22 protein-coding genes and 2 tRNA genes are annotated in these 25790 nt (G+C 67.7%); 10 read left to right on the plus strand and 14 right to left on the minus strand.

The window, feature by feature from the left end; translation table 11 throughout:
* Positions 1-48: 48 nt before the first annotated feature.
* Positions 49-125, minus strand: a tRNA-Arg gene (locus F1C10_RS06465).
* Positions 126-209: 84 nt separating this feature from the next.
* On the opposite strand from F1C10_RS06465, the gene F1C10_RS06470 reads away from it, so the two are divergent.
* Positions 210-716, plus strand: coding sequence for a hypothetical protein (locus F1C10_RS06470; RefSeq protein ID WP_185209690.1), 507 nt, complete (start codon positions 210-212; stop codon positions 714-716).
* A gap of 11 nt (positions 717-727) precedes the next feature.
* On the opposite strand, the gene F1C10_RS06475 is transcribed toward F1C10_RS06470, so the two are convergent.
* The 7 genes from F1C10_RS06475 to F1C10_RS06505 form a co-directional block, all read right to left on the minus strand.
* Positions 728-1198 (minus strand): DUF2141 domain-containing protein, encoded by a 471-nt coding sequence (locus F1C10_RS06475; RefSeq protein ID WP_185209691.1) that lies wholly within the window; start codon positions 1196-1198, stop codon positions 728-730.
* Between the two features lie 140 nt (positions 1199-1338).
* Positions 1339-1414, minus strand: a tRNA-Val gene (locus tag F1C10_RS06480).
* 55 nt (positions 1415-1469) lie between these two features.
* Entirely contained in the window at positions 1470-2396 is a 927-nt protein-coding gene (locus tag F1C10_RS06485; RefSeq protein ID WP_185209692.1) for a hypothetical protein, read from the minus strand.
* 124 nt (positions 2397-2520) lie between these two features.
* Positions 2521-4029 carry an NAD(P)(+) transhydrogenase (Re/Si-specific) subunit beta gene (locus tag F1C10_RS06490; RefSeq protein ID WP_185209693.1) on the minus strand — a complete coding sequence of 503 codons (1509 nt, stop codon included), beginning with the start codon at positions 4027-4029 and terminating at the stop codon, positions 2521-2523.
* 57 nt (positions 4030-4086) lie between these two features.
* Entirely contained in the window at positions 4087-4386 is a 300-nt protein-coding gene (locus F1C10_RS06495; protein WP_185209694.1) for an NAD(P) transhydrogenase subunit alpha, read from the minus strand.
* 110 nt (positions 4387-4496) lie between these two features.
* Entirely contained in the window at positions 4497-5621 is a 1125-nt protein-coding gene (locus tag F1C10_RS06500; RefSeq protein ID WP_185209695.1) for a Re/Si-specific NAD(P)(+) transhydrogenase subunit alpha, read from the minus strand.
* A gap of 2 nt (positions 5622-5623) precedes the next feature.
* Positions 5624-5758, minus strand: a complete 135-nt coding sequence (locus F1C10_RS06505) for an aa3-type cytochrome c oxidase subunit IV (RefSeq protein ID WP_085810382.1) — start codon at positions 5756-5758, stop codon at positions 5624-5626.
* 124 nt (positions 5759-5882) lie between these two features.
* Here F1C10_RS06505 and F1C10_RS06510 point away from each other — a divergent pair, with 124 nt between their 5' ends.
* Positions 5883-7304: a sigma-54 dependent transcriptional regulator gene (locus F1C10_RS06510; RefSeq protein WP_185209696.1), complete on the plus strand. Its 1422-nt coding sequence runs from the start codon at positions 5883-5885 to the stop codon at positions 7302-7304.
* On the opposite strand, the gene F1C10_RS06515 is transcribed toward F1C10_RS06510, so the two are convergent.
* Entirely contained in the window at positions 7305-8000 is a 696-nt protein-coding gene (locus F1C10_RS06515; RefSeq protein ID WP_185209697.1) for an HAD family hydrolase, read from the minus strand.
* Between the two features lie 104 nt (positions 8001-8104).
* Between F1C10_RS06515 and F1C10_RS06520 the strand changes: the two genes are divergently transcribed.
* The 6 genes from F1C10_RS06520 to hutH all read left to right on the plus strand — a co-directional run bounded on the left by F1C10_RS06520 (position 8105) and on the right by hutH (position 16378).
* Positions 8105-8899: a Coq4 family protein gene (locus F1C10_RS06520; RefSeq protein ID WP_185209698.1), complete on the plus strand. Its 795-nt coding sequence runs from the start codon at positions 8105-8107 to the stop codon at positions 8897-8899.
* A gap of 81 nt (positions 8900-8980) precedes the next feature.
* Positions 8981-10024 (plus strand): DNA replication/repair protein RecF, encoded by a 1044-nt coding sequence (gene recF / locus F1C10_RS06525; protein WP_185209699.1) that lies wholly within the window; start codon positions 8981-8983, stop codon positions 10022-10024.
* Between the two features lie 87 nt (positions 10025-10111).
* Entirely contained in the window at positions 10112-10888 is a 777-nt protein-coding gene (locus F1C10_RS06530) for an OmpA family protein (protein ID WP_185209700.1), read from the plus strand.
* 68 nt (positions 10889-10956) lie between these two features.
* Entirely contained in the window at positions 10957-12219 is a 1263-nt protein-coding gene (locus F1C10_RS06535) for an MFS transporter (protein WP_185209701.1), read from the plus strand.
* 61 nt (positions 12220-12280) lie between these two features.
* On the plus strand, positions 12281-14740 hold the full coding sequence (gene gyrB / locus F1C10_RS06540) for a DNA topoisomerase (ATP-hydrolyzing) subunit B (protein ID WP_185209702.1): 2460 nt from the start codon (positions 12281-12283) through the stop codon (positions 14738-14740).
* A gap of 72 nt (positions 14741-14812) precedes the next feature.
* Entirely contained in the window at positions 14813-16378 is a 1566-nt protein-coding gene (hutH, locus tag F1C10_RS06545; RefSeq protein WP_185209703.1) for a histidine ammonia-lyase, read from the plus strand.
* Between the two features lie 343 nt (positions 16379-16721).
* Here hutH and F1C10_RS06550 read toward each other — a convergent pair whose 3' ends face one another.
* A complete protein-coding gene (locus F1C10_RS06550; RefSeq protein WP_185209704.1) occupies positions 16722-17276 on the minus strand; it encodes a fasciclin domain-containing protein in 555 nt (184 codons plus the stop codon).
* Between the two features lie 269 nt (positions 17277-17545).
* On the opposite strand from F1C10_RS06550, the gene F1C10_RS06555 reads away from it, so the two are divergent.
* Together F1C10_RS06555 and aguB are read left to right on the plus strand one after the other, a co-directional pair.
* A complete protein-coding gene (locus F1C10_RS06555) occupies positions 17546-18328 on the plus strand; it encodes an SDR family NAD(P)-dependent oxidoreductase (RefSeq protein WP_185209705.1) in 783 nt (260 codons plus the stop codon).
* Between the two features lie 52 nt (positions 18329-18380).
* Entirely contained in the window at positions 18381-19241 is an 861-nt protein-coding gene (aguB, locus tag F1C10_RS06560) for an N-carbamoylputrescine amidase (protein WP_185209706.1), read from the plus strand.
* Positions 19242-19296: 55 nt separating this feature from the next.
* Here the strand turns inward: aguB and F1C10_RS06565 are convergent, their stop codons facing one another.
* The 4 genes from F1C10_RS06565 to F1C10_RS06580 are packed head-to-tail and all read right to left on the minus strand — an operon-like array spanning position 19297 to position 25618.
* Complete coding sequence (locus F1C10_RS06565; protein WP_219729795.1) at positions 19297-21171, minus strand: hypothetical protein; 1875 nt, start codon at positions 21169-21171, stop codon at positions 19297-19299.
* Positions 21158-22324, minus strand: coding sequence for a TniB family NTP-binding protein (locus tag F1C10_RS06570; protein ID WP_185209708.1), 1167 nt, complete (start codon positions 22322-22324; stop codon positions 21158-21160). The genes F1C10_RS06565 and F1C10_RS06570 overlap by 14 nt, the downstream gene beginning before the upstream one ends.
* Positions 22324-24519 (minus strand): hypothetical protein, encoded by a 2196-nt coding sequence (locus F1C10_RS06575; protein ID WP_185209709.1) that lies wholly within the window; start codon positions 24517-24519, stop codon positions 22324-22326. The genes F1C10_RS06570 and F1C10_RS06575 overlap by 1 nt, the downstream gene beginning before the upstream one ends.
* Before the next feature lie 10 nt (positions 24520-24529).
* A complete protein-coding gene (locus F1C10_RS06580) occupies positions 24530-25618 on the minus strand; it encodes a hypothetical protein (RefSeq protein ID WP_185209710.1) in 1089 nt (362 codons plus the stop codon).
* Positions 25619-25790 lie beyond the last annotated feature (172 nt).

The following is a 25790-nucleotide window of genomic DNA, read 5'->3' on the forward strand; positions in this document are numbered from 1 at the left end:
GGGGCGGCTTTCGCCACCCCTGTATCCTCCACCGCTTCCGAAGAAGAATGGCGCGCCCGGAACGATTCGAACGTCCGACCCTCAGATTCGTAGTCTGATGCTCTATCCAGCTGAGCTACGGGCGCCCGGTGGAGGCGCGCTAATATAAGCGGGTTCGGGTTTGCGCAAGGGCGTTGCGCCACTCTTTTTCGCTTCGTAAGCATCACGGCATGTCACCGCATCGCACGCTCCTGCCCCTGATGCTCGGCGTCGCGCTTGCCGGGTGCAGCGCGACGGGCCGATCCTATCCCCCCCTGCTTCCCCGCGCGGCAGAGCAGCAGAGCTTTGCGGAGCCGACAGCGCCGCCTCCGGTGCCCGCAGCGCCCGATCCCGCGCTCGACACCCGGATCGCCGCGACCAGCGCTACCCTCGCCGCGCGCGTCAAGGCGTTCGATGCCGCGAGCGCAACCGCGCGGCAGAAGGTGGCCTCCGCCGGGCGCGCGCCGGCTGGCAGCGAATCGTGGCTCGATGCGCAGGTGACCTTGGCTGAACTCGATTCGCTCCGCTCGGCGACGCTCGAGGTAGTCACCGATCTCGAGACGATCGCCGGCGAGCGTGCGGCCGATCTCGCGGCGCCTTATGCGCCCTTGGAGACGACGATCGCACAAGCCCGCGCTGCGGCGGCGAAACAGGCGGCGACGATCGCCGAGCTACAGGGTCGGCTGTCGCCCGCCTGACTATTTCGGCGCTACCCCACGGGGCGAAGTGCACCGCCACTAAGATACATCGCGGTGATCGTGATCTCGGTCACGCCGCGCCCAACAGTGACTGCGGTAACCTTGGGCGACGGCTTGCGACCGAACACAAAATCGAGCAGCGTCACGCGCGGATTGCCCGATGCGCCACCCCCATCGCTTCGATCGGTGTTGCCATTACCGTTCACGTCGTGCCGCAGATCGACGGCGTAGCTGCCCGGCGCCGGCACCGGCATGCAAATGCGGATCGGGCCTGCCGAGGGCGTCGGCACTTCGACACGATCGAGCCACGTCTTCTTTTCGAACCACTTGGCGGGCGCCCCGCCGAAGGTACGTACGCGGATCGCGCCGGTACGGCTCTTGAGCCCAACCACGGTAACAAGGATCGCCGAGCCACCGCCCGAGCAGCGCGCCGCGTGCGGGCCAAGAACCGCGCCGCCCTGCGCCGCTGACGGCGTCGCCATGAGAAGGGCGGTACCAAAAGCAAGCGCGCTATAGAACGAACCGTGATGGAATGACGTCATCAGGCCAACGTCGCATCAACTCATGGCACCAACGTGGCATAGCCGCGTCAACGGCATGAAATGTCGCGCATTGTTTGAATTGGTGGGCGCTGACGGGTTCGAACCGCCGACCTACTCGGTGTAAACGAGCCGCTCTACCAGCTGAGCTAAGCGCCCCCTTGCGGGAGAAGCGGCGGTGTAGCGTGGTTTGCGCGCGGCACAAGACCGATCGTCAGACCAGCGGCAGCCCCATCGCGCGCAGGGACGCGATATAGCGGCGCATGCCCTCCAACCCGCGCGGGGTCAGGAACATGAAGGCACGGCGGCGATCGAACGGGTCCGGTTCACGACGGAAGATGCCCGCGTCGGTCATGCGCGCGATCCAGCGCAGCGCCGTCGTCGGCGCCACCGCGGCCGCGATGCACAGGCTGGATACCGACACCTGCGCGCGCTCGAGATGCGCTGCATACAGGTCGAGCATCATGTCCCAGCCGGGATCCTCGAACAGCCCCGGCCCGAGATGGCGATCGCGCTGCCGGCGCGCCCGAACGATCTGGCGGATCTCGCTGGACGAACCGGCATCTTCCGCCGCCGAGGCGAAATCGTCACTGCGATCGATCGGCGCCGCCCCGGATGCCGCCCCGCGCGTCGACAATCGAGCGAGCACCTCGGCGATTCGCGCCACTTCGGCGTTCAGCCGCGCAAGTCGCGCCGCCTCGTTCTCGCGCACGGTCTCGCCCAGGCTGAAGCGGTCCGACAGGCCGCAGGCCGCGATCGCTGCGATCCAGTCCAAAGCTGATGGATCGCACACGATTTCGTACCGCGCGGCGGCGAGCGACGCGGCGACGACGTCGATTCGCGCCATGTCCGTGCCGATAACCAGCGGCAACCCGCGCCCTGCGGCCTCATGATCGATCGCCGGAAGAATGTCGGCGAGCGTATCCTCGGCTACTCCGCAGGCGTTAAGCACCACCACCGGTACGGCCGACAAGGTCTGCAAACGATCAAGCGCGTCGTTCCACGATACGCCCGGCAGCACACGGCCCCCGGCCTGCGCGATCACCGCCGATACGGTATCAGCGGCATCGTCGCTGCCGACGATCAGTGCGTCGAACCGTCGTCCCGCGTCGGACCCATAGTCCCAATTGGTTCCCAGCATATCCCACCCTGAACCGGATCAGAACATGTCGTCTGACCCATTGAGGCCATGCAATGATCAACCTCCGGAACGGCGCCGCGTATCCGCGTTTCGGCCGTAAAACCTCCGCTTCGGATGATTCACATTAGTCGATCGCCTTAACGATTTCCTCGACCATTTTCTTGGCGTCGGCCAGCAGCATCATCGTGTTGTCCATGTAGAAGACGTCGTTGTCGACACCGGCGTAGCCGACGCCGCCCATCGATCGCTTCACGAACAGCACCGTTTTCGCTTTCTCTACGTCGAGGATCGGCATGCCGTAGATCGGCGACGTCTTGTCGGTCTTCGCCGCCGGATTGGTCACGTCGTTCGCCCCGATCACGAACGCGACGTCGGTCTGCGCGAATTCCGAATTGATGTCCTCCAGTTCGAACACCTCATCGTACGGCACGTTGGCCTCGGCCAGCAGCACGTTCATGTGGCCGGGCATGCGGCCGGCGACCGGGTGAATCGCGTATTTCACGCGCACGCCGGCCTCCTTCAGCTTGTCCGCCATCTCGCGCAGGACGTGCTGCGCCTGCGCCACCGCCATGCCGTATCCTGGCACGATGATGACCTGTTCGGCCTGCGTCATCAGGAACGCGGCGTCCTCCGCCGAGCCGCGCTTCCACGGGCGTTGCTCCTTCGCCGCGCCGTCACCGCTGCCGCCGCTCTCCGCACCGAAGCCGCCCGCGATCACGCTGATGAAGCTGCGGTTCATCGCGCGGCACATGATGTAACTGAGGATCGCGCCTGAAGAGCCGACGAGCGCGCCGGTGATGATCATCGCGCTGTTGTGCAGCGTGAAGCCCATCGCCGCCGCCGCCCAGCCCGAATAGCTGTTGAGCATGCTGACGACGACCGGCATGTCCGCGCCGCCGATCGGCACGATCAGCAGGAAACCGATCGCGAACGACAGCGCGACGACGATCCAGAAGTTGGCGGGCGCCTCGGTCAGCCAGAAGGCGAAGGCGAAATAGGCGATCATCAGCGCGACACCGAGATTGATCGCGTGACGCATCGGCAGCAGGATCGGCGCGCCGCCCATGTTGCCGTTGAGCTTGAGGAACGCGATCACCGACCCGGAAAAGGTGATTGCGCCGATCGCGACACCCAGGATCATCTCGACCCGGCTGACGGGATGGATCGTCGCGAACGGCTGGCCGATCAGCGGGGTAACGACGTCGGCGATCCCGAAGGCGACCGGGTTGAGATAGGCGGCGACCGCCACGAGCACCGCGGCGAGCCCGACGAGGCTGTGGAAGGCGGCGACGAGCTGCGGCATCGCCGTCATCGCGATGCGCCTTGCGGTGACGATCCCGATGATCGCGCCAACCCCGATCGCCGCCAGGATCTCGATCACCGCCAGCGTGTCAACGCGCTGCAGCAGTGCGGCGTAGTCATAGCCGCCCACCTCGCCCAGCGCGACGACCGGCATCGTCGGCACATGCGTCAGCAGCGTCGTCACCACTGCGATCGTCATGCCGATCATTCCGTAGCGATTGCCGCGCTGGCTGGATGCCGGGCTCGACAGCCCGCGCAGTGCGAGGATGAAGCAGACCCCCGCCACAAGGTAGGCGAGCGCCGCCCAGGGATTGTCCGCGACCTGTTCCACTACCCTCGATCCCCCCGCTTCATGTGCGTCCGGCGGCGCCCGCCGCCGGTATGCCGATCAGTGCTTCGCAGCCGCCGGCCGCTCCTTCTTCTTGTACATCGCGAGCATGCGCTGCGTGACGGCGAAACCGCCGAAGATGTTGATGCTGGCGAGCACGACGCCCAGCAGCCCCAGCCATTTGGCGCTCGGGCTGCCGCTCGCCGCCGCGGCGATTAGCGCGCCGACGATGATGACGGAGGAGATCGCATTGGTCACCGCCATCAGCGGCGTGTGGAGTGCCGGCGTCACCGACCAGACGACGAAATAGCCGACGAAGCACGCCAATACGAAGATCGACAGGATCGCGATGAAGCTCAACTTCCCCTCCTCACCCGGAACGCACGATACGATGGTCGAGATCGCGGCGCGCCTGTTCGAAACGTTTCACTGCTGCCCGCACCGGATCTCAGCGGTGCCGAGCATATGCATCAGACGCCCAGCAGCCGTTCGTTGACGACCTTGCCGCCCTGCGTCAGTCGCACCGCGTCGCCGATTTCCGCATCGAGCACCGGCCGCCCGGCCTCCTTGTTCCAGAAGGCGGACAGGAAGTTGAACAGGTTGCGCGCGAACAGCGCCGAGGCATCCGCCGCGAGTCGTGAGGGCACGTTGCGATGCCCGACGATCTTGACGCCATGCCGCTCGACCACTTGGCCAGCGACCGCACCCTCGACGTTGCCGCCCTGCTCGACGGCGAGGTCGACGATCACGCTGCCCGCGCGCATCGTCGCGATCTGCGCATCGCTGATCAGCCGCGGCGCGGGGCGGCCGGGGATCAGCGCGGTGGTGATGACGATGTCCTGCTTGGCGATGTGCGCCGACACCAGTTCGGCCTGCGCCGCCTGATATTCGGCGCTCATCTCGGTCGCGTAACCGCCCGAGCCTTCGCCCTCGATGCCCTTCACATTCTCGACGAAGATCGGCTTGGCGCCGAGCGACTGGATCTGCTCCTTGGTCGCGGATCGAACGTCGGTTGCCGACACTTGCGCGCCGAGCCGCCGCGCGGTGGCGATCGCCTGCAGCCCAGCGACGCCCACGCCCATCACGAAGACCTTGGCGGCGGAGACTGTGCCGGCCGCGGTCATCATCATCGGAAAGGCGCGGCCATATTCGCCCGCCGCGTCGAGCACTGCCTTGTACCCCGACAGGTTCGACTGCGACGACAGGATGTCCATCGATTGCGCGCGGGTGATGCGCGGCATGAATTCCATCGCCAGCGCCTCGATCCCCGCCGCGGCATAGCCGTCGACGCGCGCGCGTTCACCAAAGGGGTTAAGCCCGGCGACGAGCCACGCGCCCGGCTTCATGCCGGCGAGCGACGCAGGCTCGGGGCCCTGCACGCCGAGCACGATATCCGCGCCCGCCAACACCGCGGCACGATCGGCCACCGTCGCGCCGGCATCGGCATAGGCCTGATCGGTGATCGACGCCGCAGCGCCGGCGCCCGTCTCGACGGCCAGATCGGCACCGAGCGATGTGAACTTCTTCACCGTCTCCGGTGTCGCCGCCACCCGCCGTTCGCCGTCCGCCCCCTCCTTGAGGACAGCGATCTTCATGGTCAGGCGATCAGCCAGACCACGAAGGCGGCGACGATGACGCAGGCGACCGTGCCCCACTTCATCAGCCCCATGACGCCCTCGTAGGTCGCGGCATGCGCCTTGATGTCGTTGGACTGCGCACCGTGATCGGCCATGGTCACCCTCTTGTTGTACTCTGGTCTGCCACGCTCTTATCCGGGGCCCCTGCCCGTCTCAACCCTGCTTAAGCGAGCTTTTACTTCAGCGTCCTAAAGCCGGTCGAATGAGGCGGGACGACAGATGACGCGCAACGGCCAGCGCATGCTGATGCTGATCGACGACGAGCCCGCGCAGCGGCGGCTGGTGGCGGCGCTTGCCGCGCGCGGCGGCTGGCGCACGCTATTCGCCGGCGATTCCGATACGGCGATCGCGATGCTCGGCACGCAGGACGGGATGCAGCTCGATGCGATCCTGTTCGATCACTGGGGCGAGGACGACGACGCCTCGGCACTGATCGCGGAGCTGCGCGCGCGCCGGCCTGCGCTGCCGATCCTGGTGCTCACCGCCAACGGCTCCGTCAGCCATGCAGTCAACGCGATGCGCGCGGGCGCGACCGATTTCCTAGTCAAGCCGCTCGCGCCGGAACGGATGCTGCGCGCGCTCGACGCCGCGGTTGCCGGCACGCAGGCGGGCGAGCTGCGGCCGCTGACGGAGAAAATTCCGGCGATGCTCGGTTTCGACGAGATCGTCGGCTCGGCACCGCAGTTTCGCGCCGCACTCGCGATCGCGGCGAAGGCGGCGCGCGCGCGCGTTGCCGTGCTGATCGAAGGCGAGAGCGGCGTCGGCAAGGAAGTCGTCGCGGAGGCGGTGCACGCCGCCAGCCCGCGCGCGAAGAAGCCGATGGTCACCGTCAATTGCGGCGCGCTGCCGGCGAATCAGATCGAGAGCGAGTTGTTCGGCCACGAGCCAGGCGCGTTCACCGGCGCGTTCGAGCGCAAGATCGGCAAGTTCGTCGACGCCGATGGCGGCACGATCTTCCTCGACGAGATCGGCGAGATGCCGCTCGAGGCGCAGCAGCGGCTGCTGCGCGTGCTGCAAGCAGGCGAGATCCATCCGCTCGGCGCGCGGCACCCGCGCGAGGTCGACGTGCGGATCATCGCGGCCACCAACAAGCGGCTTGCCGACGAGGTGGAGGCGGGCACGTTCCGCGAGGACCTCTACTATCGGCTCAACCTGGTGCAGGTGCCGATCCCGCCGTTGCGCGAGCGCGCGCAGGACATTCCGGCGCTGGCCCGCCACCTGCTGGCGCGGATCGCGCAGCAGCCGGGGCTCAAGGAACTCGGCATCACCGACGACGCGCTGGCGCTGCTCGTTGACTATGACTGGCCCGGCAACGTGCGCCAGCTGCAAAACGCGCTCTTCCGCGCCGCGGTGTTGTGCGAGGGTGATGCGCTGACCCGCACCGACTTCCCCCAGATCGCGACCTACAGCGCGCGCCGCAGCCGCACCCCGCAACCGCAGCAGATGGCGACATCGGGCGGCGTCACGCTGTTCCGCGCCGACGGCAATCTGCGCGCGCTCGAAGAGATCGAGGCCGACGTCATCCGTCTCGCCATCGGCCATTACCGCGGCCGCATGACCGAAGTGGCGCGGCGGCTGGGGATCGGGCGCTCGACGCTCTACCGCAAGCTCAGCGAGCTCGGCATCGAGAACGCCGCCTGACTAGTCGATCTGCGCGATCCATTCCGGCAGCTCGGCAAGGCTAGTGAGCTGGCGGAACCGCGCGGCGTCGACCGGCGGCGGCGCAGCCTCGTGGCTCCAGCCGCCGTCCTGCGGCACATAGGCGGCCCACGCCCCGGCAGCGAGCGCGGGCAGCACGTCCGACCGCATCGAATCGCCTGCCATCACCGCCCGCTGCGGCGCGACGCCGTAGTGCGCGAACAGCCGCGCGAAGGTGGCCGGCTGCTTGTCGCTGACGATCTCGATGCCGGCGAAGCGCTCGCCGAGCCCGGACGCGGCGAGCTTCATCTCCTGGTGCAGCAGATCGCCCTTGGTCACCAGCACCAGCCGCCCGAGCGCTGCGAGCCGATCGAGCGTGTCCTCGATCCCGTCGAGTAGTTCCACCGGATGCGCCAACAGCGTCCGCCCGGCATCGAGGATCTCGCGCACCGCCGTTGCGGGCAGTGCCGCACCGCCGAGCTCAAGCGCGGTCTCGATCATCGACAGCGTGAAGCTCTTCGCGCCGTAGCCGTACAGCGGCAGGTTGCGCACCTCGACCTCGGCGAGCGTATCGCGCGCGATCCCGGCCGCCGCGAAGGGTACCAGCATCGCGACGAACGCTTCCTCGGCCGCGGCGAAGAAGCGCATGTTATGCCACAAAGTATCGTCGGCATCGAGGCAGATGAGATCGATCGGCATGCCCGCCGATTAGCCGCCCGCCGGATGCGGCGAAAGCACGGCCTGCACTTGACGGGAACGTAAACCGTACTTACTGACATATCTGTCAATAAGGAGCAGTATCGATGGCCGCCAAGCTTCCCCCCTTCCCCGGCACGACGGGCAAGCGCGACTGGCGCACCGCGTTCGACGCGATCAAGAAGCTGCTGAACAACGGCGACGATACGGTGCAGGTGTTCCGCATCATGCGCGCGCTCAACACCGGCAGCACCGAATGGGGCTACGCCAAGCTGCTCGAGACCGAGAACGGCGGCCGCATCGCGCTGGAGCAGGCCAATCTCGCCGAGCGTTTTTCCGATCGGTCGTGGGTGGATACTTTCGCGCCCGGCACCGTCGGCGCGGCCTATCGCGACTTCCTCGACAGCACGGGCTATTCGGCCGATGGCCTCGTCGAGGTCAGCAAGGTCGGCAACGACAATGCCGAGATCGAGCATCCCTACGCCTGGTTCGGCCGCCGCACGCGCGATATGCACGATATCTGGCACGTGCTGACCGGCTACAAGGCGGACGAAAGCCTGGGCGAGGCGGCGCTGGTCGCGTTCAGCTACGCGCAGGTCGGCGGGCTCGGCTGGGCATTCATCGGCAGCGCGGCGGCGCTCAAGAGCTTCGGCGTCACCAAGAACACGCTCTTCGCACGCGCGGTCGCCGAAGGGTTCAAGCGCGGCAAGCAGGCGAAGTGGCTCGCCGGCGAGGACGTGCTGCAGTTGATGCACGAGCCGCTCGGCGCCGCGCGCAAGCGCCTCGGCCTGACCGAGCCGGTGATGTACAAGCGGGCACAGCGCGAGCTGGGTGAGGAAATGGCCTCGTACCTCAGCGCGCGTCGCGAAGCAGCGGCGGAGCCCGAGCGGCTCGCCGCCTGACATCGCCGCGGCGCCGCCTGATCTGCTCGGGCGGCGCCGGCGGATTGCCTATTGCGCGCGCGCCCGCCACATGCCGGCCGGATGCTCCGCCGGCTCGTTCTCACCGATACGCGCAATCACGCGGCGCTCGCGCTCGAGCCGGGCGCCGGCTTCGTCGTCCTGACCGGTCCGAACGGCGCGGGCAAGACGAACGTACTGGAGGCGGTGTCGCTGCTGTCGCCAGGTCGCGGGCTGCGTCGCGCGATGTTGGGCGACGTCGCGCGCCGTGATGGACCGGGCGGCTTCGGCATTGCCGCCACGCTCGATGATACGACGCAGATCGCCACCGGCACGCTCGGGTTCGCGCCCGAGCGCCGGGTCGTACGGATCAATGGCGCGACCGCCGCGGCGAATGCCCTCGCGGAATGGCTTTCGATCTTGTGGCTCACGCCGGCGATGGACCGGCTGTTCGTCGAGCCCGCAGGCGAGCGCCGCCGGTTCCTCGATCGCCTTACGCTCGCACTCGCGCCGTCTCACGCGCATGAAGCGACGCGCTACGACGCGGCGATGCGCGCGCGTAACAAGCTGCTCGCCGACGATGCGCCCGATCGCGATTGGCTGTCGGCGCTCGAGGTGCAGATGGCGCAGCACGGCGCCGCGATCGATGCCGCGCGCCGCGAGACCGTGGCGGCCGTTTCGACGCGGCTTGCCGACCAGGCCGCCGCCGATTTCCCGCGCGCGACGCTCGCGCTTGATGGCTGGACGGGTGACGAGGCGGCGCTGCTCCATGCTCTGCGCGAGGGCCGCGCGCGCGACGCCGCGGCGGGCCGCACGCTCACCGGCCCGCACCGCGCCGATCTCGTCGTCACGCATCGCGACAAGGCGATCCCCGCCGCTCAGGCATCGACCGGGGAGCAAAAGGCACTGCTGCTCGGCATCGTTCTTGCCCACGCCGATCTGGTCGGCACGCGGCGCGGGCAGCCGCCGATCCTGCTGCTCGACGAGATCGCCGCGCATCTCGATCCGGCCCGCCGCGCGGCGCTGTTCGCGCGCTTGGCCGGCCACGCGCAGGTGTGGATGACGGGCACGGAGCCGCAGTTGTTCGACGCGATCGACGCGGACGCGACGCGCATCGCGCTCGGCTGAACGCCGGCTGTCGATCGGTCTCAGCCAGGGTTCAAGCACGGGCGCGCAGTGACGCCATCGTAGCGGGGGCTACGATGGAGGAATGTGATGCGTACCCTTATCCTCGCCACTCTTGGTTTCGCCGCCATGGCGGGCGCCGCACCGGCCGATGCGCAGCGCAGCTGGGACTGGACCGGCGGGCGGCCCGGCAGCGGCGCGTGGCGCCTGGTCGGTCCCGGCGTGCCGATGCTGATCCCCGAGCTACGCGGCACCATCCGCGGCCGGGCGTTCGTGATGCGCAATTTCGATCTCAATGGCGACCGCGTGATCGGCCGGCGCGAGGCAGCGCTCGCCAACCGCACCTTTATCGAGATCGCGGGCGCCGATCGGCCGCGCTTCAACTGGGACCGTCGCGACACGACCTATGTGGTCGCCGTCGAGGAACCGGCGCGCGGCGCGATCGGCTGGGATCGCCGCGCGATGCGCGACTATGGCTTCCGCCAGACGCCGCGCGGCGCGACGATGACGCTGAGCGAGCAGGTGCTGTTCGATACCGACAGTGCGACGCTGCGCCCCGGCGCGATCGCACGGCTGCGCCCACTCGCCGCCTATCTGCGCGCCAATCCGGGCGTGCGCGTCGCGATCGACGGCCACACCGATTCGCGCGCGTCGGACGCGTACAACAAGTCGCTGTCGCTGCGCCGCGCGGATGCGGTGCGCGGCGCATTCGACGAGCTCGGCGTCACCCGCGCGCGCTTCTCGGTCGAGGGGTTCGGCGAGCGCCAGCCTGTCGCCAGCAACGCGACGCCGCAGGGCAGGCAGCGCAATCGCCGCGTCGAGGTGACGCTGCTCGGCCAGCGCGCCGACCGTCTGACGGCCGAATGACGCATCACCGGCGTCCGCCCCGCCCGTCGAGGGGTGGACGCCGGCCCGCGCGGCGCTACGGTCGCGTGATGGAGAGCAATCGAGATCGACCGGCAGCAGCCGGCGAGTGGGCGCGCGGTTGGCCGGTGGTGGCCGCCGCAATGATCGGTATCGGCTTCGGGCCTGGCCTGTTCCAGAATTTGTCGAGTCTGTTCGTCGTCGGTCCGATCGCCGAGTTCGGCTGGAGCCGCGGCGATATCGCTACCTCCGCCGGCCTGGGGCTGCTCGGCGGGCTGCTGGTGCCGTTCCTCGGCCGCCTCGTCGATCGCTGGGGCGCGCGGCTGATGATCGTACTTGGGATGTCGCTGCTCGCACTCGTATACGCCGGTCTGTCGGCGATGTCGGGGCCATTGTGGCAGTATCAGGCGCTGGTCTTCGGTCTCGCCCTCGCCGTCCCCGGCACCAGCGCGATCGTCTACGGAAAGCTCATCGCGCTCAGGTTCGAGAAGCACCGTGGCATGGCGCTCGGCATCGCGACGTCGGGCATTTCGATCACCTCGCTCGCGCTGGCGCCCGTGCTTGGCCTCGTCATCACCAGCTACGGCTGGCGGATCGGATTTCTGACGCTGTGCGCGATCGTCGGCGCCGCGGCCCTGCCCGCGGTGTTGCTCCTCCTGCGCGGCGTACCCGCCGGCCCTACCCGGCCCGACCCCGACGACGCACGCGCCGCAATCCCGGTCGAAGGCATGACCGGCGCCGAGACGCGGCGGGACGGCCGCTACTGGCGGCTCGGCCTGTGCGGCGCGCTCATCAACGTCGCGAGCGTCGGGCTTGTCACCTCGCTGGTGCCGTTCGGCGTCGATCGCGGGCTGAGCGCGGCCGAGGCAGCGCTCTTGGTGACGAGCTTCGCCGCCAGCCAGGTCATAGGCCGCCTCGTCATGGGCGCGCTGGTCGATCGCTTCCCACCGCGCGTTACCGCCGCAGTCTTCGCGGCGATCTCCTGCCTCGCGTTCGTCGCGCTGCAACTGCCGCAGCCCGGGCTCGCGCTGCTTCTCACGCTCGTGTTCTTCGCCGGGTTGATGAACGGTGCGGAGCACGATCTCCTCCCCTTCCTCACCGCGCGCCTGTTCGGCATCCGCGCCTATGGGGAGGTCTATGGCCTGCTCATCATGATCTCGCTGATCGGCACGGCGAGCGGCATCACCGCGTTCGGCCGGCTCCATGATGCGACGGGCGGCTACGACGTCGCGCTCGTCGTCGCGGCGGTCGCGTTGGGGATGACGGCGCTTCTCTTCCTCACGCTACGCGAACGCCCATTGCCGCACGTCCAGGCCGCCGCAATGCCCGCCTGACGCCGGTCTGCGCACCGCCATTTCGCTTTCGTTGCGGCGCCGCAATGCCTATATGCTCGCTATGGCTGAACAGCAGAATTCCAACGATTACGGCGCCTCCTCGATCAAGGTGCTGAAGGGCCTCGACGCCGTCCGCAAGCGTCCGGGCATGTATATCGGCGACACCGACGACGGCTCGGGCCTGCACCACATGGTGTTCGAGGTGTCGGACAATGCGATCGACGAGGCGCTTGCCGGCCATTGCGACCGGATCGACATTACGCTCAACGCCGACGGATCGGTCAGCGTCACCGACAACGGGCGCGGCATTCCCACCGGCATCCATCCCGAAGAGGGTGTGTCCGCCGCCGAAGTCATCATGACGCAGCTGCACGCCGGCGGTAAGTTCGAGAATACGTCGGACGACAATGCCTACAAGGTGTCGGGCGGGCTGCACGGCGTCGGCGTCTCGGTGGTCAACGCGCTGTCCGAATGGCTCGATCTCACGATCTGGCGCGACGGGCAGGAACATTACATGCGCTTCGCGCACGGCGATGCCGTCGAACCGCTCAAGGTCGTCGGCCAGGCGGAAGGCATGAAGGGCACGCGCGTCACCTTCCTGCCCTCGCCCGCCACCTTCAAGATCACCGAGTTCGACTTCGACAAGCTCGAGCATCGCTACCGCGAGCTCGCCTTCCTCAACTCGGGCGTTCGCCTGTTCCTCACCGACGCGCGGCACGAGGAGCCCAAGACGGTTGAACTCTATTACGAGGGCGGCATCGCGGCGTTCGTGAAGTGGCTCGATCGCACCAAGGCGGCGCTGTTCCCGGAGCCGATTGCCATTTCCGGCCATCGCGACGACATCGGCATCGACGTCGCGCTGGAGTGGAACGACAGCTATTACGAGAACGTCCTGTGCTTCACCAACAACATCCCGCAGCGTGACGGCGGGACGCACCTCGCCGCCTTCCGCTCGGCGCTGACGCGTACGCTCAACAATTATGCCGAGAAGTCGGGCATCCTGAAGAAGGAGAAGGTCAGCCTGACGGGCGACGATATGCGCGAGGGGCTGACCGCGATCGTCTCGGTCAAACTGCCCGATCCGAAATTCTCGTCGCAGACCAAGGACAAGCTCGTCTCTAGCGAGGTGCGCCAGCCGCTCGAGAGCCTGCTCGCCGACAAGATGGCCGACTGGCTCGAGGAGAATCCGCAGAACGCGCGCCAGATCATCCAGAAGGTGATCGACGCCGCCGCCGCGCGCGAAGCGGCGAAGAAGGCGCGCGAGGCGAGCCGCAAGTCGGTAATGGGCATCGCCTCGCTGCCCGGCAAGCTCGCCGACTGCCAGGAGAAGGATCCGGCGAAGTCCGAACTGTTCCTCGTCGAGGGCGATTCGGCCGGCGGCTCGGCCAAGCAGGGCCGCGACCGGCACTTCCAGGCGATCCTCCCGCTGCGCGGCAAGATCCTCAACGTCGAGCGCGCGCGCTTCGATCGCATGCTCGGTTCGAAGGAGATCGGCACGCTGATTCAGGCGATGGGCACCGGCATCGGGCGCGACGATTTCAAGCTCGAGAAGTTGCGCTACCACAAGATCGTCATCATGACCGACGCCGACGTCGATGGTGCGCATATCCGCACGCTGCTGCTCACCTTCTTCTATCGCCAGATGCCCGAAATCATCGAAAAGGGGCACCTCTTCATCGCCCAGCCGCCGCTCTACAAGGCGACGCGCGGTCGCTCCGAGGTATACCTGAAGGACGAGAAGGCGCTCGAGGATTATCTCGTCGACGCCGGCGTCACCGCGACCGCGCTCGACGGGATCGGCTCTGGCGAGCCGCTAAAGCATCTCGTCGATCACGCCCGCCGCATGCGCACGCTGATGCGCTACGCCCCGCGGCGCTATGATCCGACGATCATCGAGGGGCTCGCGCTCGGCGGCGCGCTCGATCCCGAGATCGACCGGACAGCACGCGCCGCCCGTCTCGCCGAAATCACGCGCCGCCTCGATCAGGGCGATGCCGACGCCCGCTGGTCGGCGACGATGACCGACGAGGGCGGCTTCCATTTCGAGCGCGTCTGGCGCGGCGTCACCGATCATCACGTGATCGAAGCGGCGTTCGTCGCGTCGGCGGAGGCGCGCAAGCTGCACGCCGTGGCATCGGAACAGGCCGATACCTACGCGCACGCCTCGAAGCTGGTGCCGCTCAAGTCGGCCGCAACCGACGCTGCCGCTGATGAGGAAGAGGGCGTTACCATCGGCAAGGGCGAGACGCTCGTCGCGCGCCCGACGCAGCTGCTTGACGCGGTGCTCGGCATCGGGCGCAAGGGGCTGTCGATCCAGCGCTACAAGGGCCTCGGCGAGATGAACGCCGAGCAGCTGTGGGAGACGACGCTTGATCCGACCAACCGCACGATGCTGCGCGTCGCAATCGATCAGGCCGACGTCGCCGACGAGATTTTCACGCGCCTGATGGGCGACATCGTCGAGCCGCGGCGCGAGTTCATCCAGGACAATGCGCTGAGTGTCGCCAACCTCGACGTCTGATCCGGCACAGCGCGCGGACGGCCTGGACGACGTCGCGCGCCGTACCCTGAACTTTTACATGAGCGGTTTGCCATGATCCTCTCTCCCGGCGCGGTCGGCTATGCCGGATGGCGCGCCATCTATCACGGTGCCACGCCGCGCCTCGATCCCGCCTGCCACCCGACGATCGCCGAGAGCGCCGCGGCGGTCGCGCGGATCGTCGCGCACGGCGCGCCGGTCTACGGCATCAATACCGGCTTCGGTAAGCTCGCCAGCGTGCGCATCCATGCCGAGGATCTGGCGACGCTCCAGCGCAACATCGTGCTCAGCCACGCCGCCGGCGTCGGCGATCCGATGCCGGTTCCCATCGCCCGGCTGATGATGGCGCTGAAGCTCGCCAGTCTCGCGCAGGGCGCGTCGGGTGTCCGTCCGGAAACGATCGCGCTGCTCGAAGCGATGCTCGCGAAAGGGCTAACGCCGCTCGTTCCTGCGCAGGGTTCGGTCGGCGCGAGCGGCGATCTCGCCCCGCTCGCGCATATGGCCGCAACGATGATCGGCGTCGGCGAGATGATCGTCGACGGCGTGGTCGTTCCCGCCGACCGAGCGCTCGAGCATGCCGGCCTCGCCGCGCTGTCGCTTGGCCCCAAGGAAGGGCTGGCGCTGCTCAACGGCACGCAGTTCAGTACGGCCTACGCGCTCGCGGCGCTGTTCGAAGCCGAGCGGCTGTACCGGTCGGCGCTGGTCACCGGGATCGTCGCGACCGAGGCGGCGAAGGGATCGGACGCGCCGTTCGATCCACGGATCCACGCGCTGCGCCGCCACCGCGGCCAGATCGACACCGCCGACGCGCTGCGCCGGTTGATGGAAGGCTCGGCGATCCGTGCCAGCCACCGGATCGACGATGCGCGCGTGCAGGATCCCTATTGCCTACGCTGCCAGCCGCAGGTGATGGGCGCCGTGCTCGATCTCCTCCGGCAGGCGGCGGCAACGCTCGTCACCGAGGCGAACGGTGTCAGCGACAATCCGCTGATCTTCCCGGGGGTGGGCGGCGCCGACGAAGCACTGTCAGGCGGCAACTTTCACGCGGAGCCGGTCGCATTCGCCGCCGACATGATCGCGCTCGCCCTGTGCGAGATCGGCAGCCTTGCCGAGCGCCGCATTGCGATGCTCGTCGATCCGGCGCTGTCCGGCCTCCCCGCCTTTCTCACGGCGAAGCCGGGGCTCAATTCTGGTTTCATGATCCCGCAGGTCACCGCCGCCGCGCTCGTCAGCGAGAACAAGCAACGCGCCTATCCTGCCAGCGTCGATTCGATCCCGACCTCCGCCAATCAGGAGGATCACGTGTCGATGGCCGCGCACGGCGCGCGCCGCCTCATGCCGATGGCCGCCAACGTCGACGCGATCCTCGGGATCGAGTTGCTCGCCGCCGCGCAGGGCTGCGACTTTCACGCGCCGCTCACGTCGAGCGCACCGGTCGAGGCGGTCCGCGCCGCGCTGCGCCAACGCGTACCGACCCTGGTCGACGACCGCCACATGGCACCCGACATGGCCGCCGCGACCGACCTCGTTGCCACCGGCGCCTTGGTGGCGCTCGCTGGCGTGCTACCCGGACTCGACGAAATCAACTTTGAGAGCGCTACCTCGGCGCTGCATCGTTAGCCGATTTCATCGGGTCGGTCGGAACGATGGCAGGTAACCGCGATCGGCCATGGCAGGATATGACAATCCTGATAGCCTTTGCTCAGAACATTCACGCCAACTGGTAAGCAATTGACGCTCGAGGTCTTTCACAATCATCGTTACCGTCCGGTGGCAAATCGGCGTCTGAACGGCCACCATGACACGATGGTTATCGATTAAGCATCGGGCCGACACATCCCGACTGCTGATGCAACATAGTGTTCGCTCACTGCGGGCGTAGGTGCAGCAGCGCTTCCAGTTTCGACGGCCGGCAAACGCTATCCGGGAGGCGCAGTACGGCGCCGCCCGGATCGGCAGGTGGTTACGGCATCAGCACGCCGTCGACGACATGGATGACGCCGTTGGACTGCTTCACGTCGGCGACCGTGACGTGGCTCATGCCACCCTTGGCGTCGGTCAGCATAATACGATTGCCCATCATCGAAGCCGTCAGCGGCTCGCCCTGCACCGTCGTCAGCGTCGCCTTGCCGTTGCCGGCCTTGATCGCCTTGGCGAGATCCTTCGACGTCATCGTGCCCGAGACGACGTGATAGGTCAGGATATTCGTCAGCTGCGCCTTGTTTTCCGGCTTCACCAGCGTATCGACGGTGCCCGCGGGAAGCTTGGCGAAGGCCGCGTTGGTCGGCGCGAACACGGTGAACGGGCCTGGGCCGGACAGCGTCTCGGCGAGTCCCGCCGCCTTCACGGCGGTAACCAGCGTCGTATGGTCCTTCGACTGCGCCGTATTCTCGACGATCGTCTTGGTGGGATACATCGCCGCGCCGCCGACCATCGGGTTCTTCGGCGCCGCGAGCGCGGGGCCGGCGGCCAGCAGGGCGGCGGCCGCGATCGCGCCGCGCAGATTGAACTTCGTCATCGGGTTTTCCTCGTTACTCACGCCGAGAGTTGCGACGCTGAAGCGAGATACGTTCGAAACGGCCATTTAGCGGCGCGGGCGAAAAATTAATTTGTCAAGGTTCGGTGCGCTGGTAGCGCTGCAGGAAAGCGGCACCGAGGTTGGCAATCTTACTACGCCCGCAACGTGCATGCCCCCCGCCCGGCACAAACCGCCAGAATAGTCGAGACCGCTAGCGCGCCCGCTCGTCCCGCGGCTAGGTTGCGTCAGAACAGACAGGAGAGACGACCATGCCCTATGCCCCCTTCGATCTGACCGGCAAGGTCGCGCTGATCACCGGCGGGAATGGTGGCATCGGCATCGGCATGGCCGATGCGCTGGCGCAGGCCGGGGCGGCGGTGGTCGTCTGGGGCAACAATCCGGCGAAGAATGCGGCGGCGGAAGCGCGTCTGTCCGCGCACGGCGGGCGCGTCCACGTCGAGCGCGTCGAAGTGTCGGACGAAGCCGCGGTCGACGCGGCGGTCGATCGCGCCGCCGAGATGTTTGGCCGGCTCGATTTCGTCGCGGCGAACGCCGGTGTGGGCGAAGGTGCGCCGTCGTTCCACGAGATGACGACCGATCTGTGGCGGCGGGTACTTGCGGTGAACCTCGACGGCGTGTTCTGGACGCTGCGCGCCGCTGCCCGCCACATGGTGGCACGCGCGGAGAAAGGTGATCACGGCGGCTCGCTGCTCGCGACATCGTCTACCTCGGCGATCCACGGTGCGCCGCGCAACCAAGCCTATGCCGCGACCAAGGGCGCGCTGCTGCCAATGGTGCGCGGGCTCGCGGTCGAATATGCCCGGTACGAGATCCGCGCCAACGCCGTCCTCCCCGGCTGGATCGCGACCGACATGACCGCGCGTGCGCAGGGCAACGAGAAGTTCAACGACAAGGTAATCGGCCGCGTGCCGATGCGCCGCTGGGGCGAGCCGGAGGATTTCGGCGGGCTCGCGGTTTATCTTGCGTCCGACGCGTCGCGCTTCCACACCGGTGATACGTTCACGGTCGACGGCGGTTACACGATCTTCTGACGGCCGTCGCCAGAGGTGGCGGGCGTCGACGGCATCGCCTACATGGCCGCGCATGACTGAGATCACCGTCGCTGCGCTGCAGCTCGCCTTCTCCGCCGACATCAATGTTAACATCGCCAACGTCTCCCGCCTGGTGCGTGAGGCCGCGGCGCGGGGCGCGCAGGTGATCCTTCCCCCCGAATTGTTCGAGGGGGAATATTTCTGCCGCGTCGAGGACGAAGGGCTGTTCGCCAATGCCAAGCCGACCGCCCAGCACAAGGCAGTGCGCGCGATGCAGGCGCTGGCGGCCGAGCTCAAGGTGCATATCCCGACGAGCTTCTTCGAGGCCGACGGGCCGCATCACTACAACAGCCTCGCGATGATAGACCCGGACGGCCGTATCCAGGGCGTCTATCGCAAGAGCCACATTCCCGATGGTCCGGGCTATGAGGAGAAATTCTATTTCCGTCCCGGCAACACCGGGTTCAAGGTGTGGGATGGCCCGACCGCCGCAGATAAGGCGAAGCTTGGCGTCGGCATCTGCTGGGATCAATGGTATCCCGAGACCGCGCGGGCGATGATGCTGATGGGCGCCGAGGTGCTGTTCTATCCGACCGCGATCGGCAGCGAGCCGCACGACACGTCGCTCGACACCGCACGGCTGTGGCGGCGCGCAATGGTCGGCCATGCCGTTTCGAACGTGGTGCCGGTGGTGGCGGCGAACCGGGTCGGCGTGGAGCACGGCCAGACGTTCTACGGCACCAGCTTCATCTGCGACGAACGCGGCGACATGCTGGCGGAGCTCGGGCGCGATGAAGAGGGCGTCATTACCGCGACGCTCGATCTCGATCGGGTCAAGCGCCACCGCGCCGCTTTCGGCTTCTTCCGCGATCGACGCCCCGAACTCTACGGTCGACTGGTGGCGGATATCTGAAGGCACTGGCACACCCTTAAAATGACATTGGGCGTCCACCCTCAGAATATAGGACCTAAAGCGGGAGCAATCCAGCTTCACGAAGCTGGCTACGATCCCATCCCGTAGCCACAGGAGCAATCCCCTCTTTGCGCATCAGCCCGCGGACCTTCTGCGGGGCGACCCCGAGGTTCCAGGCGATCTCGCCGGGCCAGGCGATCCGGCGGGCCAGTGCCTCGACCGAGCTGCGGCATGCCCGACCCTTACAGTCGGCGCCGTGACCGAACGCGTCGGCGACCTGGACCAGGTCGCTCGGCTTGATGTTCAGCATCTCGGCCGCGTCCCGCTGGCTGAGAAGCTGCGACAGTCCGCCCGGCAGCTTGCGGAGCTCAACTGGCGCGCGCCGGAACGGGCCCAGGTCGTTCGGACGGACCAGGACGTCGCCGAGATCGCCGGCGGAGCGGGTCATCCAGAACGGGATAGATCCGCCGATCATCGCCGCCAGGATCGTCGACCAGGGCTTCGGGCCGCCGCCGATGCGGTCGGCCGCCAGCAGGAGCGGCCTGCAACCGGCAGGCGCGGTGCCCGCGATCGCGATCGCGGGAATGCGGGACATGAGGTGCGCGACGCTGCCCGCCCGAATGCGCATCTCGTCAGTGGCGATCCGGGCGACGAAGTGGTCCTCGACCTCGAGAAGTCCGTCGAGGCAGAGCTGCTCGACCCCGTAGACGGGCAGGCGGATGCCATGCGCGACCGAGCGCGCGGTCGTGGCTCCCTGGACGATCGCGGCCAGTCCGTCGATGTAGTCGGCGTCATACTGGATGAGCTGCCGCTTTGCCGGGGCGGAGATGTGGCGTGCGACGAGATCGGGGTGCGCCTTGAACTTCGCCATCTGCAGGTGGTCGAAACCGAGCCGCCGACGGACTTCGGTGTAAAGGTAGTAGCGCTTGGTGGTGACGAGACCGTGCGACGCGTATCGCGCGATGTTGGGGAGCGCCTGCTCGATGAGCGCGGGGACGCCGGGGTAGGCGAACCTTCCGATCAGGAAGCGCAGGCGGGTCCGCAGCTTCGCGATGGCCTCGATGTCGTTTCCTAGGCCGTAGTCCGCTTCGCGGACCCAGTCCTGAAGACCGAACGGGAAGGTTCGGAGGAATCCGGCGCCGACAGCCGCGCTCTCCGCGAGGCCCTCGTCCGTCATGGCGGATAGCGAAAAGCGGGAGGGCGGCTTTGGGGTCGCGCCCGTGGCGATAGTGCCAAGCTGCAGCGCCAGATTGACGAGCCCTTGCGGGTCTACCGTCCTGAGGGGGTCCGGCAGGGCTGACCAGGCTTTCGCGACAGAGGCGGCATCGGGTGAAGAAAGGCTGCCGAAGAGGCGATAGCCCTCCGCGAGCCTTTCGGGCAGATGCCGAGCGTCCGAAGGGGGCACTACCTCGCCGCAGTGGTCGCAGCACCCGATACCTTGCGCGAAGCGCCAGCCCAGCTTGATGTCGCAGCTGGGACAGGTGTCGACAAGCCGTTCAAGCGACTCGGTGCAGTATGGCAGCAGCAGGTTCATCCAGTGCAAGCGGTGGTAGTTGCGCTTGAGCAACGAACTGGGACCGATGCGCCTGCGGTCGAGTTCCAGCAATGCCCGGGGGATGACGAGCGTCCCGAATTTCGCATGCACGCTGGATTTGCCGCTGGGTTCGTCGACGCGGATGCCGGCGCGGCCAGCCAGCGCGGCGGGATCGCACCGGATGACGTAGGCGAGGCGTTCAAGTTCGGCGGGCGTGGCAAGCTGCGCGAGGCCGGTGTTGCGCAGCGAGACGGCCGCGGCCTCGAATACCGGCTTCGTCACGACGAGGACGTGCTGCCGGACGCCGCGCGCGATGGCGCCCGGGATGCTCTCGTCGTCGTAGAGGTCGACCGGGAAGCGCAGGCGGCGGCCGCTCGTGCCTTCAGGCGGCATCAACTTCGGCCTCCTCTGCCGCGATCTGCTGGACGGGCACGTATTGGATCGAGAACGGGTCGTGGTCGACCCAGTCGAGCCCGATGGCGAAGCTGCGCACCGCGTTGCTCAGGTCATAGGCTTCCATCGTCACGGCGGCCCGCGCGAGCGCCTTCGGGAGGGCGACCTCGATGATGCGCGCCGCGCGCCCGATGTGACCGCCGGACGCGGTGATCAGGGCGGTGAGGACGTCCGGTTCGGGCAGGCAGGTGGGTGCGGCGATAGCGCCGCGCCACCTGAGTTCCTTGTCGTATTCGACGCAGAACTTGTGGAACTGCCGTCGATCCGCGACTCTTCCCATGTTCAGGGGCTTGAGCTCGAGCGGATCGCCGAGGCGCGCCGCGAACTGCTGGTTGAGCTTGAAGAACACCTCCGAAGTCTCGTCCCCTATGAAGAAGAGCGGCACGACGCCGCGGTCGAGGAAGCCCTGCAGCTTTTTCGTCACGTCGGTGGCGTCGGCCGTGAAGAAGGTGCCGTCGTCCAGGTCGCCGTCGGCGAGCACGCGTTCGGGCTTGGTGACGAGGCGCTGAACCTCGTCGACGACGACGAGTTCGACGCCGAGCTTTGCGGTCCACTCCTCTACCCGCTGCTCGACGATCTTTACGTTGTCGGTGGACTTGCCCTTGATCTTCTCGGCCATTTCGGCGGTGACGCGCAGGCCCACTGCGCCCGGCTGGTCGAGGAAGTCGTCGGCGAGACGGTTGAGGATCTCCTGGTATAGCATCTTGAGCGACATGCGGGTGTCGATCGTGATGTGGATCACGCGGAAGGGGTTGTGCTGCTCGCCGGCGGCGATCGCCTCCTGCTCGAGTTCGGCGATGAGCCGTTCGACTATTGCGCTCTTGCCGGCCTGGCTGAACTGGCTGAGGCGCCGGCCCGGGATGGCGGTGCCCCTGCGCTTCCGCAGCTTCTTACAGAGGCGCATGTATTGGCGGATCGCCAGGAGGATCGCCCGCTGGCGGTCGGTATCGACCCACATCTCCGCGACGATCGCCTCCGCCTTCTCGGAGCGCGCCTGGGCCGCGGCGTCCCCGAGATCCGGCTTGGCGCGGCCGGTGACGCGCGCGGGTTTCCTGTAGACGGGGGTCATGGCCGTGTCCGTGGTGGTGCTGGGCATCAGTCGTCCTCCACTTCGTCATCGTCTTCGGCGGTGCCGGCCGCGAAATCCCAAGACACGTTGGCCGCGCCCAGGATGGCCTCGTCGTCGCCGAGCTCGCGGGCGACGTCGCGCGAGGGGTCGGAGCGCAGGTCGTGTCCGCCCTCCCCTACGTCGACCTCGTCACGGGGCTGCGGCGGCGCCTTGGGGACATCGTCGCGCTTGGCGTTGTCGATGCGCGTCGGGATGCGGAGTTCGGGCACCTGGGCGCAGCCGGGGTTGGCGGCGCGCTTGCCGGACAGGCGCATCTCCTCCTCCGCCAGCAGCTCGACCGGCTGCTCGCGCTCGCGGAACGACTTGCCGGACAGCGTCCGCTGCTGGTCGTTAAGGTGCTTCGCCTTGTTGCGCAGCCTGTCCTGCTTCGTGGCGCCCTTCCGCGAGGCGAGCGCCTTCTGGTAGATCCTGTGTTCCCAGCGGCTCAGACCGCCCGTGTAGCCGGGGTCGGTCGACCACATGTAGAAGTATTCCTCGTTCGCCTCGTCGTAGACCTCGATCATGTCGATGTCGTCGTCCCAGACGCGGGGGATCACCTCGATGCGGGCGGTGCCGGTCAGGCGTTTGCCAAAGGGTGTTCGGTGGTGGTTCGAGCTGAGCGCCTTGCCGACGCCCGCGCGGTTGAAGCGGTAGTGGACGTTGTCGTAGATCAGGCCGTTGGTGGTCAGCACGCACGGCTTGTCCGGCACGCTGGCGAGGCTCCGCATGACCTCCTTCGGATCGGTCAGGCGCATCCCGCCGGAACGTATGTGCGCGAGCATGATGTCGTTCGGCGAGCGATTGCCGAGCGACGTCTTCTGCGTGCTGTTCCAGCGCCGTCGCAGCTGCTCGACGAGGTCGACGTATTGGGCGCGGGTGACCTCGGTCGCGGCGATCGGGTCGTAGCGGATGGCGTGCCGGACCTGAGGTCCGAGGATTCGGCCCGGGATCATCGCCAGCGCGGCCTTCACATACTTGTGGTAGTTCTCGAGCTTGGACTTGGCATCGTGGTGATACGCCTCGGCGAGCTCCACCGTGCTGAGGATCTTGACGGCGCCGGGCACCATGCGCGGAGAGATGAGCGTGCGGTCCCGGTCGATCATGACGTCCGACGGCAGGCCGTAGATCATGGCCAGCTCTGGGTTCTCGGCGATCTCCTCTGGGGTCATGGGCGGCGGCATCATCACGCCGCGCAGCGAACGCAGGCCCCATTGCGGCCGGTAGTTGCCGGCGAACGTCGGGTGCGGTGCGACCCACTGCGAGAAGGAGTCCATCGTGATGACCGACCGCATCTTCGCCGCCGGGATCCTGAGGTCCTCCGAGTAGTGGACGCTGTGCTCCCATTCGACCCCGTCCATATACATGCGCTCGAAGGGGCGTTCGACCGCGACCGGCTCCCCGCTCGCCGAGAACTTGCGGTCCGCAGCTGGCGCGCCGTAGCGGGAGGCGTAGGTCGAGTGGCACTCGAGGCTGTTGATGCGGGTGCGCACGCACTCAGAAGACGGCGGGTTCTCGCTGAGGTATGGGATGCCCATCTCCTTCAGCTCGTCCCAGTCGGCGACGACCATCGCGGCGGCGTCCTCCTTGTGGGCGAGCCGGCCGTTGAGGCTGTCCGGGCGCCAATACCGCATCGCCCACTTGTGGACGAGCCGGTCCTCGATGTCAGGCAGCTGGCTCTCGCCTTTCTCGCGGCCGGCGGTGCTGACGAGCGCGCCGATACGGCCACCATGCAGCTTGAGCTTGCGCATCCAGCGCAGGAGCGAGCGGGGCTGCGGCCGCTTCCCGCCGAGGTTGTTCGCCTTGATCCAGGTCAGGGCATCGTCCTCGGTTTTCTTAATGCCCGCCCTGATCGCGGCATCCGCCCAGTCGTAGCGCCAGCCGGACTTGGGATCGAGGGACTCGTACGCGGGCCGGTCGAGCGTGAGGTTGGTCTCGTTCCGGTCGGTGACGTGCGCGTTGTAGTCGGGATCGACGACGACGCCTGCACGGAACTGCTCGATGATCCAGCCGACGGTGATTAGGCCGAGGACGGCGTCGCGTCCCAGCGGCACCGTGACGATCTCCTCCTTGCCGTCGATGTAGCGGAAGAGCAGGACGCCGTCGCCGCGGCTCTCCTCGAAGCGCATCTTGCGCTTGCCGAACTTCAGGATGTGCCCCTCGGGCAACCAGAACGGGATGTTCACGGGCTTCTCCTCAGGCCGGGACGTGGCGGGCGAGGAAGGCGCGCAGGGCCCCCCTCTTGGCGGGGGGCGGGATGGTGACGGGCGTGTCGGGCATCGGCGGCGCGGTGAGCGGCATCGAGACGAGCCGGTCGAACATCATGGCGCGGGCGATGTCGAGTGACAGCCGGGGGTGTTCGCCGATCGCGGCGATGACGCCGCATAGCGACGTGGTGCCACCCGAGGCGAGGATCGCCGTCCGGACGCGGGCAGCGTGCGCTTCATCGTATTCGGTGCGGCGAGCGTCGAAGATGTCCTTGACGACGCGGCGCTCCAGTGCGGTCGGCAAGCCGCCGGCGACGCGGCGTTCGAGACGTGCGCCGTGCTCCGCGAGATATTCCTCGGCGAAGTCCAGCCGCTCGTCGAGTTCGGGATCGGCGAAATAATCCTCGCACGCCTTGTCCTCGCCGAACACGACGGTGCCGTCCTGCAGTTCCACGCCCCAGTCGAGGGTCATCCAGTTCAGGCGGCCGTCCACCGTCGTCCACTTGATGCGGACGGGCTGGTATTGGATGTCGGTCCTGACCGGATCGACCTCGTCCCTCCGGAACCCGAAGGTCTCGTGCGGACCTTCGAAATACTGGTCGCGCCCGGCCTTCTCGCTGAACGCGGCGGTCATCGACTGGAAGGACGCGTAGCGGAAGTTGATGCGCACCGCGCCGAGCCCGCGGTCGGCGACCAGCCGCGTGCCTTGCCGGTCGGGACGCTCCATCGGGCGGGGCTGGCCCGCGTCGCGCCGGTCGCGGCGGGGCGGCGACCACGCGGGCCGGGGCTGCGGCCGGAACGGCAGGATCTCCATTGGGTGCCGGAGGCGGATGCCGGGTGGCAGCGCCAGCGCCACGGCCGGCACGGGTCGGGCGCCAGCCGCCGGGTCGGGCGCCGCTGCGTCGACCGGAATGCCTGCCGTGGACGACGAGCCCGTCCGACCGGATATGCCTGCGCTGCCGCGACCCTGGCGCCGCCGCACCGGAGGCGCCCCCTCTGCGTTGGCGACGCCGGTCGACGCGGACGCGTCGGCCGGGCCGGCCTGCCCCGCGGCCCGCTTGCGTTTCGCATGGTTCAACGGAGGGCGCCCTTCCGGGCGGCTTGCAATTGGTGGATCATACTGCTTCCCCGTTCGGAGAGAGCGTGCGTCGGCGTTCCGCCGACCGCGGGCACGGTCTCGGTCAACCGGGCCTGCGAACCCGGATGGGGACGCGGCATCGCGTCCCGTTTTCGGGATCGGCCGCCCGCGA

It is taken from the genome of Sphingomonas sp. NBWT7 (assembly GCF_014217605.1).
Taxonomy (GTDB): domain Bacteria; phylum Pseudomonadota; class Alphaproteobacteria; order Sphingomonadales; family Sphingomonadaceae; genus Sphingomonas.

What these genes read in the sequence shown, in the direction of transcription:
- F1C10_RS06555 (WP_185209705.1), top strand. Translation starts at nt 17,546, where the DNA reads ATGCCCTATGCCCCCTTCGATCTGACCGGCAAGGTCGCGCTGATCACC.
- F1C10_RS06515 (WP_185209697.1), bottom strand. Translation starts at nt 8,000, where the DNA reads ATGCCGATCGATCTCATCTGCCTCGATGCCGACGATACTTTGTGGCAT.
- F1C10_RS06535 (WP_185209701.1), top strand. Translation starts at nt 10,957, where the DNA reads ATGGAGAGCAATCGAGATCGACCGGCAGCAGCCGGCGAGTGGGCGCGC.
- hutH (WP_185209703.1), top strand. Translation starts at nt 14,813, where the DNA reads ATGATCCTCTCTCCCGGCGCGGTCGGCTATGCCGGATGGCGCGCCATC.
- F1C10_RS06510 (WP_185209696.1), top strand. Translation starts at nt 5,883, where the DNA reads ATGACGCGCAACGGCCAGCGCATGCTGATGCTGATCGACGACGAGCCC.
- F1C10_RS06520 (WP_185209698.1), top strand. Translation starts at nt 8,105, where the DNA reads ATGGCCGCCAAGCTTCCCCCCTTCCCCGGCACGACGGGCAAGCGCGAC.
- F1C10_RS06500 (WP_185209695.1), bottom strand. Translation starts at nt 5,621, where the DNA reads ATGAAGATCGCTGTCCTCAAGGAGGGGGCGGACGGCGAACGGCGGGTG.
- F1C10_RS06505 (WP_085810382.1), bottom strand. Translation starts at nt 5,758, where the DNA reads ATGGCCGATCACGGTGCGCAGTCCAACGACATCAAGGCGCATGCCGCG.
- recF (WP_185209699.1), top strand. Translation starts at nt 8,981, where the DNA reads ATGCTCCGCCGGCTCGTTCTCACCGATACGCGCAATCACGCGGCGCTC.
- gyrB (WP_185209702.1), top strand. Translation starts at nt 12,281, where the DNA reads ATGGCTGAACAGCAGAATTCCAACGATTACGGCGCCTCCTCGATCAAG.
- F1C10_RS06570 (WP_185209708.1), bottom strand. Translation starts at nt 22,324, where the DNA reads ATGCCCAGCACCACCACGGACACGGCCATGACCCCCGTCTACAGGAAA.
- aguB (WP_185209706.1), top strand. Translation starts at nt 18,381, where the DNA reads ATGACTGAGATCACCGTCGCTGCGCTGCAGCTCGCCTTCTCCGCCGAC.
- F1C10_RS06550 (WP_185209704.1), bottom strand. Translation starts at nt 17,276, where the DNA reads ATGACGAAGTTCAATCTGCGCGGCGCGATCGCGGCCGCCGCCCTGCTG.
- F1C10_RS06470 (WP_185209690.1), top strand. Translation starts at nt 210, where the DNA reads ATGTCACCGCATCGCACGCTCCTGCCCCTGATGCTCGGCGTCGCGCTT.
- F1C10_RS06530 (WP_185209700.1), top strand. Translation starts at nt 10,112, where the DNA reads ATGCGTACCCTTATCCTCGCCACTCTTGGTTTCGCCGCCATGGCGGGC.
- F1C10_RS06485 (WP_185209692.1), bottom strand. Translation starts at nt 2,396, where the DNA reads ATGCTGGGAACCAATTGGGACTATGGGTCCGACGCGGGACGACGGTTC.
- F1C10_RS06475 (WP_185209691.1), bottom strand. Translation starts at nt 1,198, where the DNA reads ATGGCGACGCCGTCAGCGGCGCAGGGCGGCGCGGTTCTTGGCCCGCAC.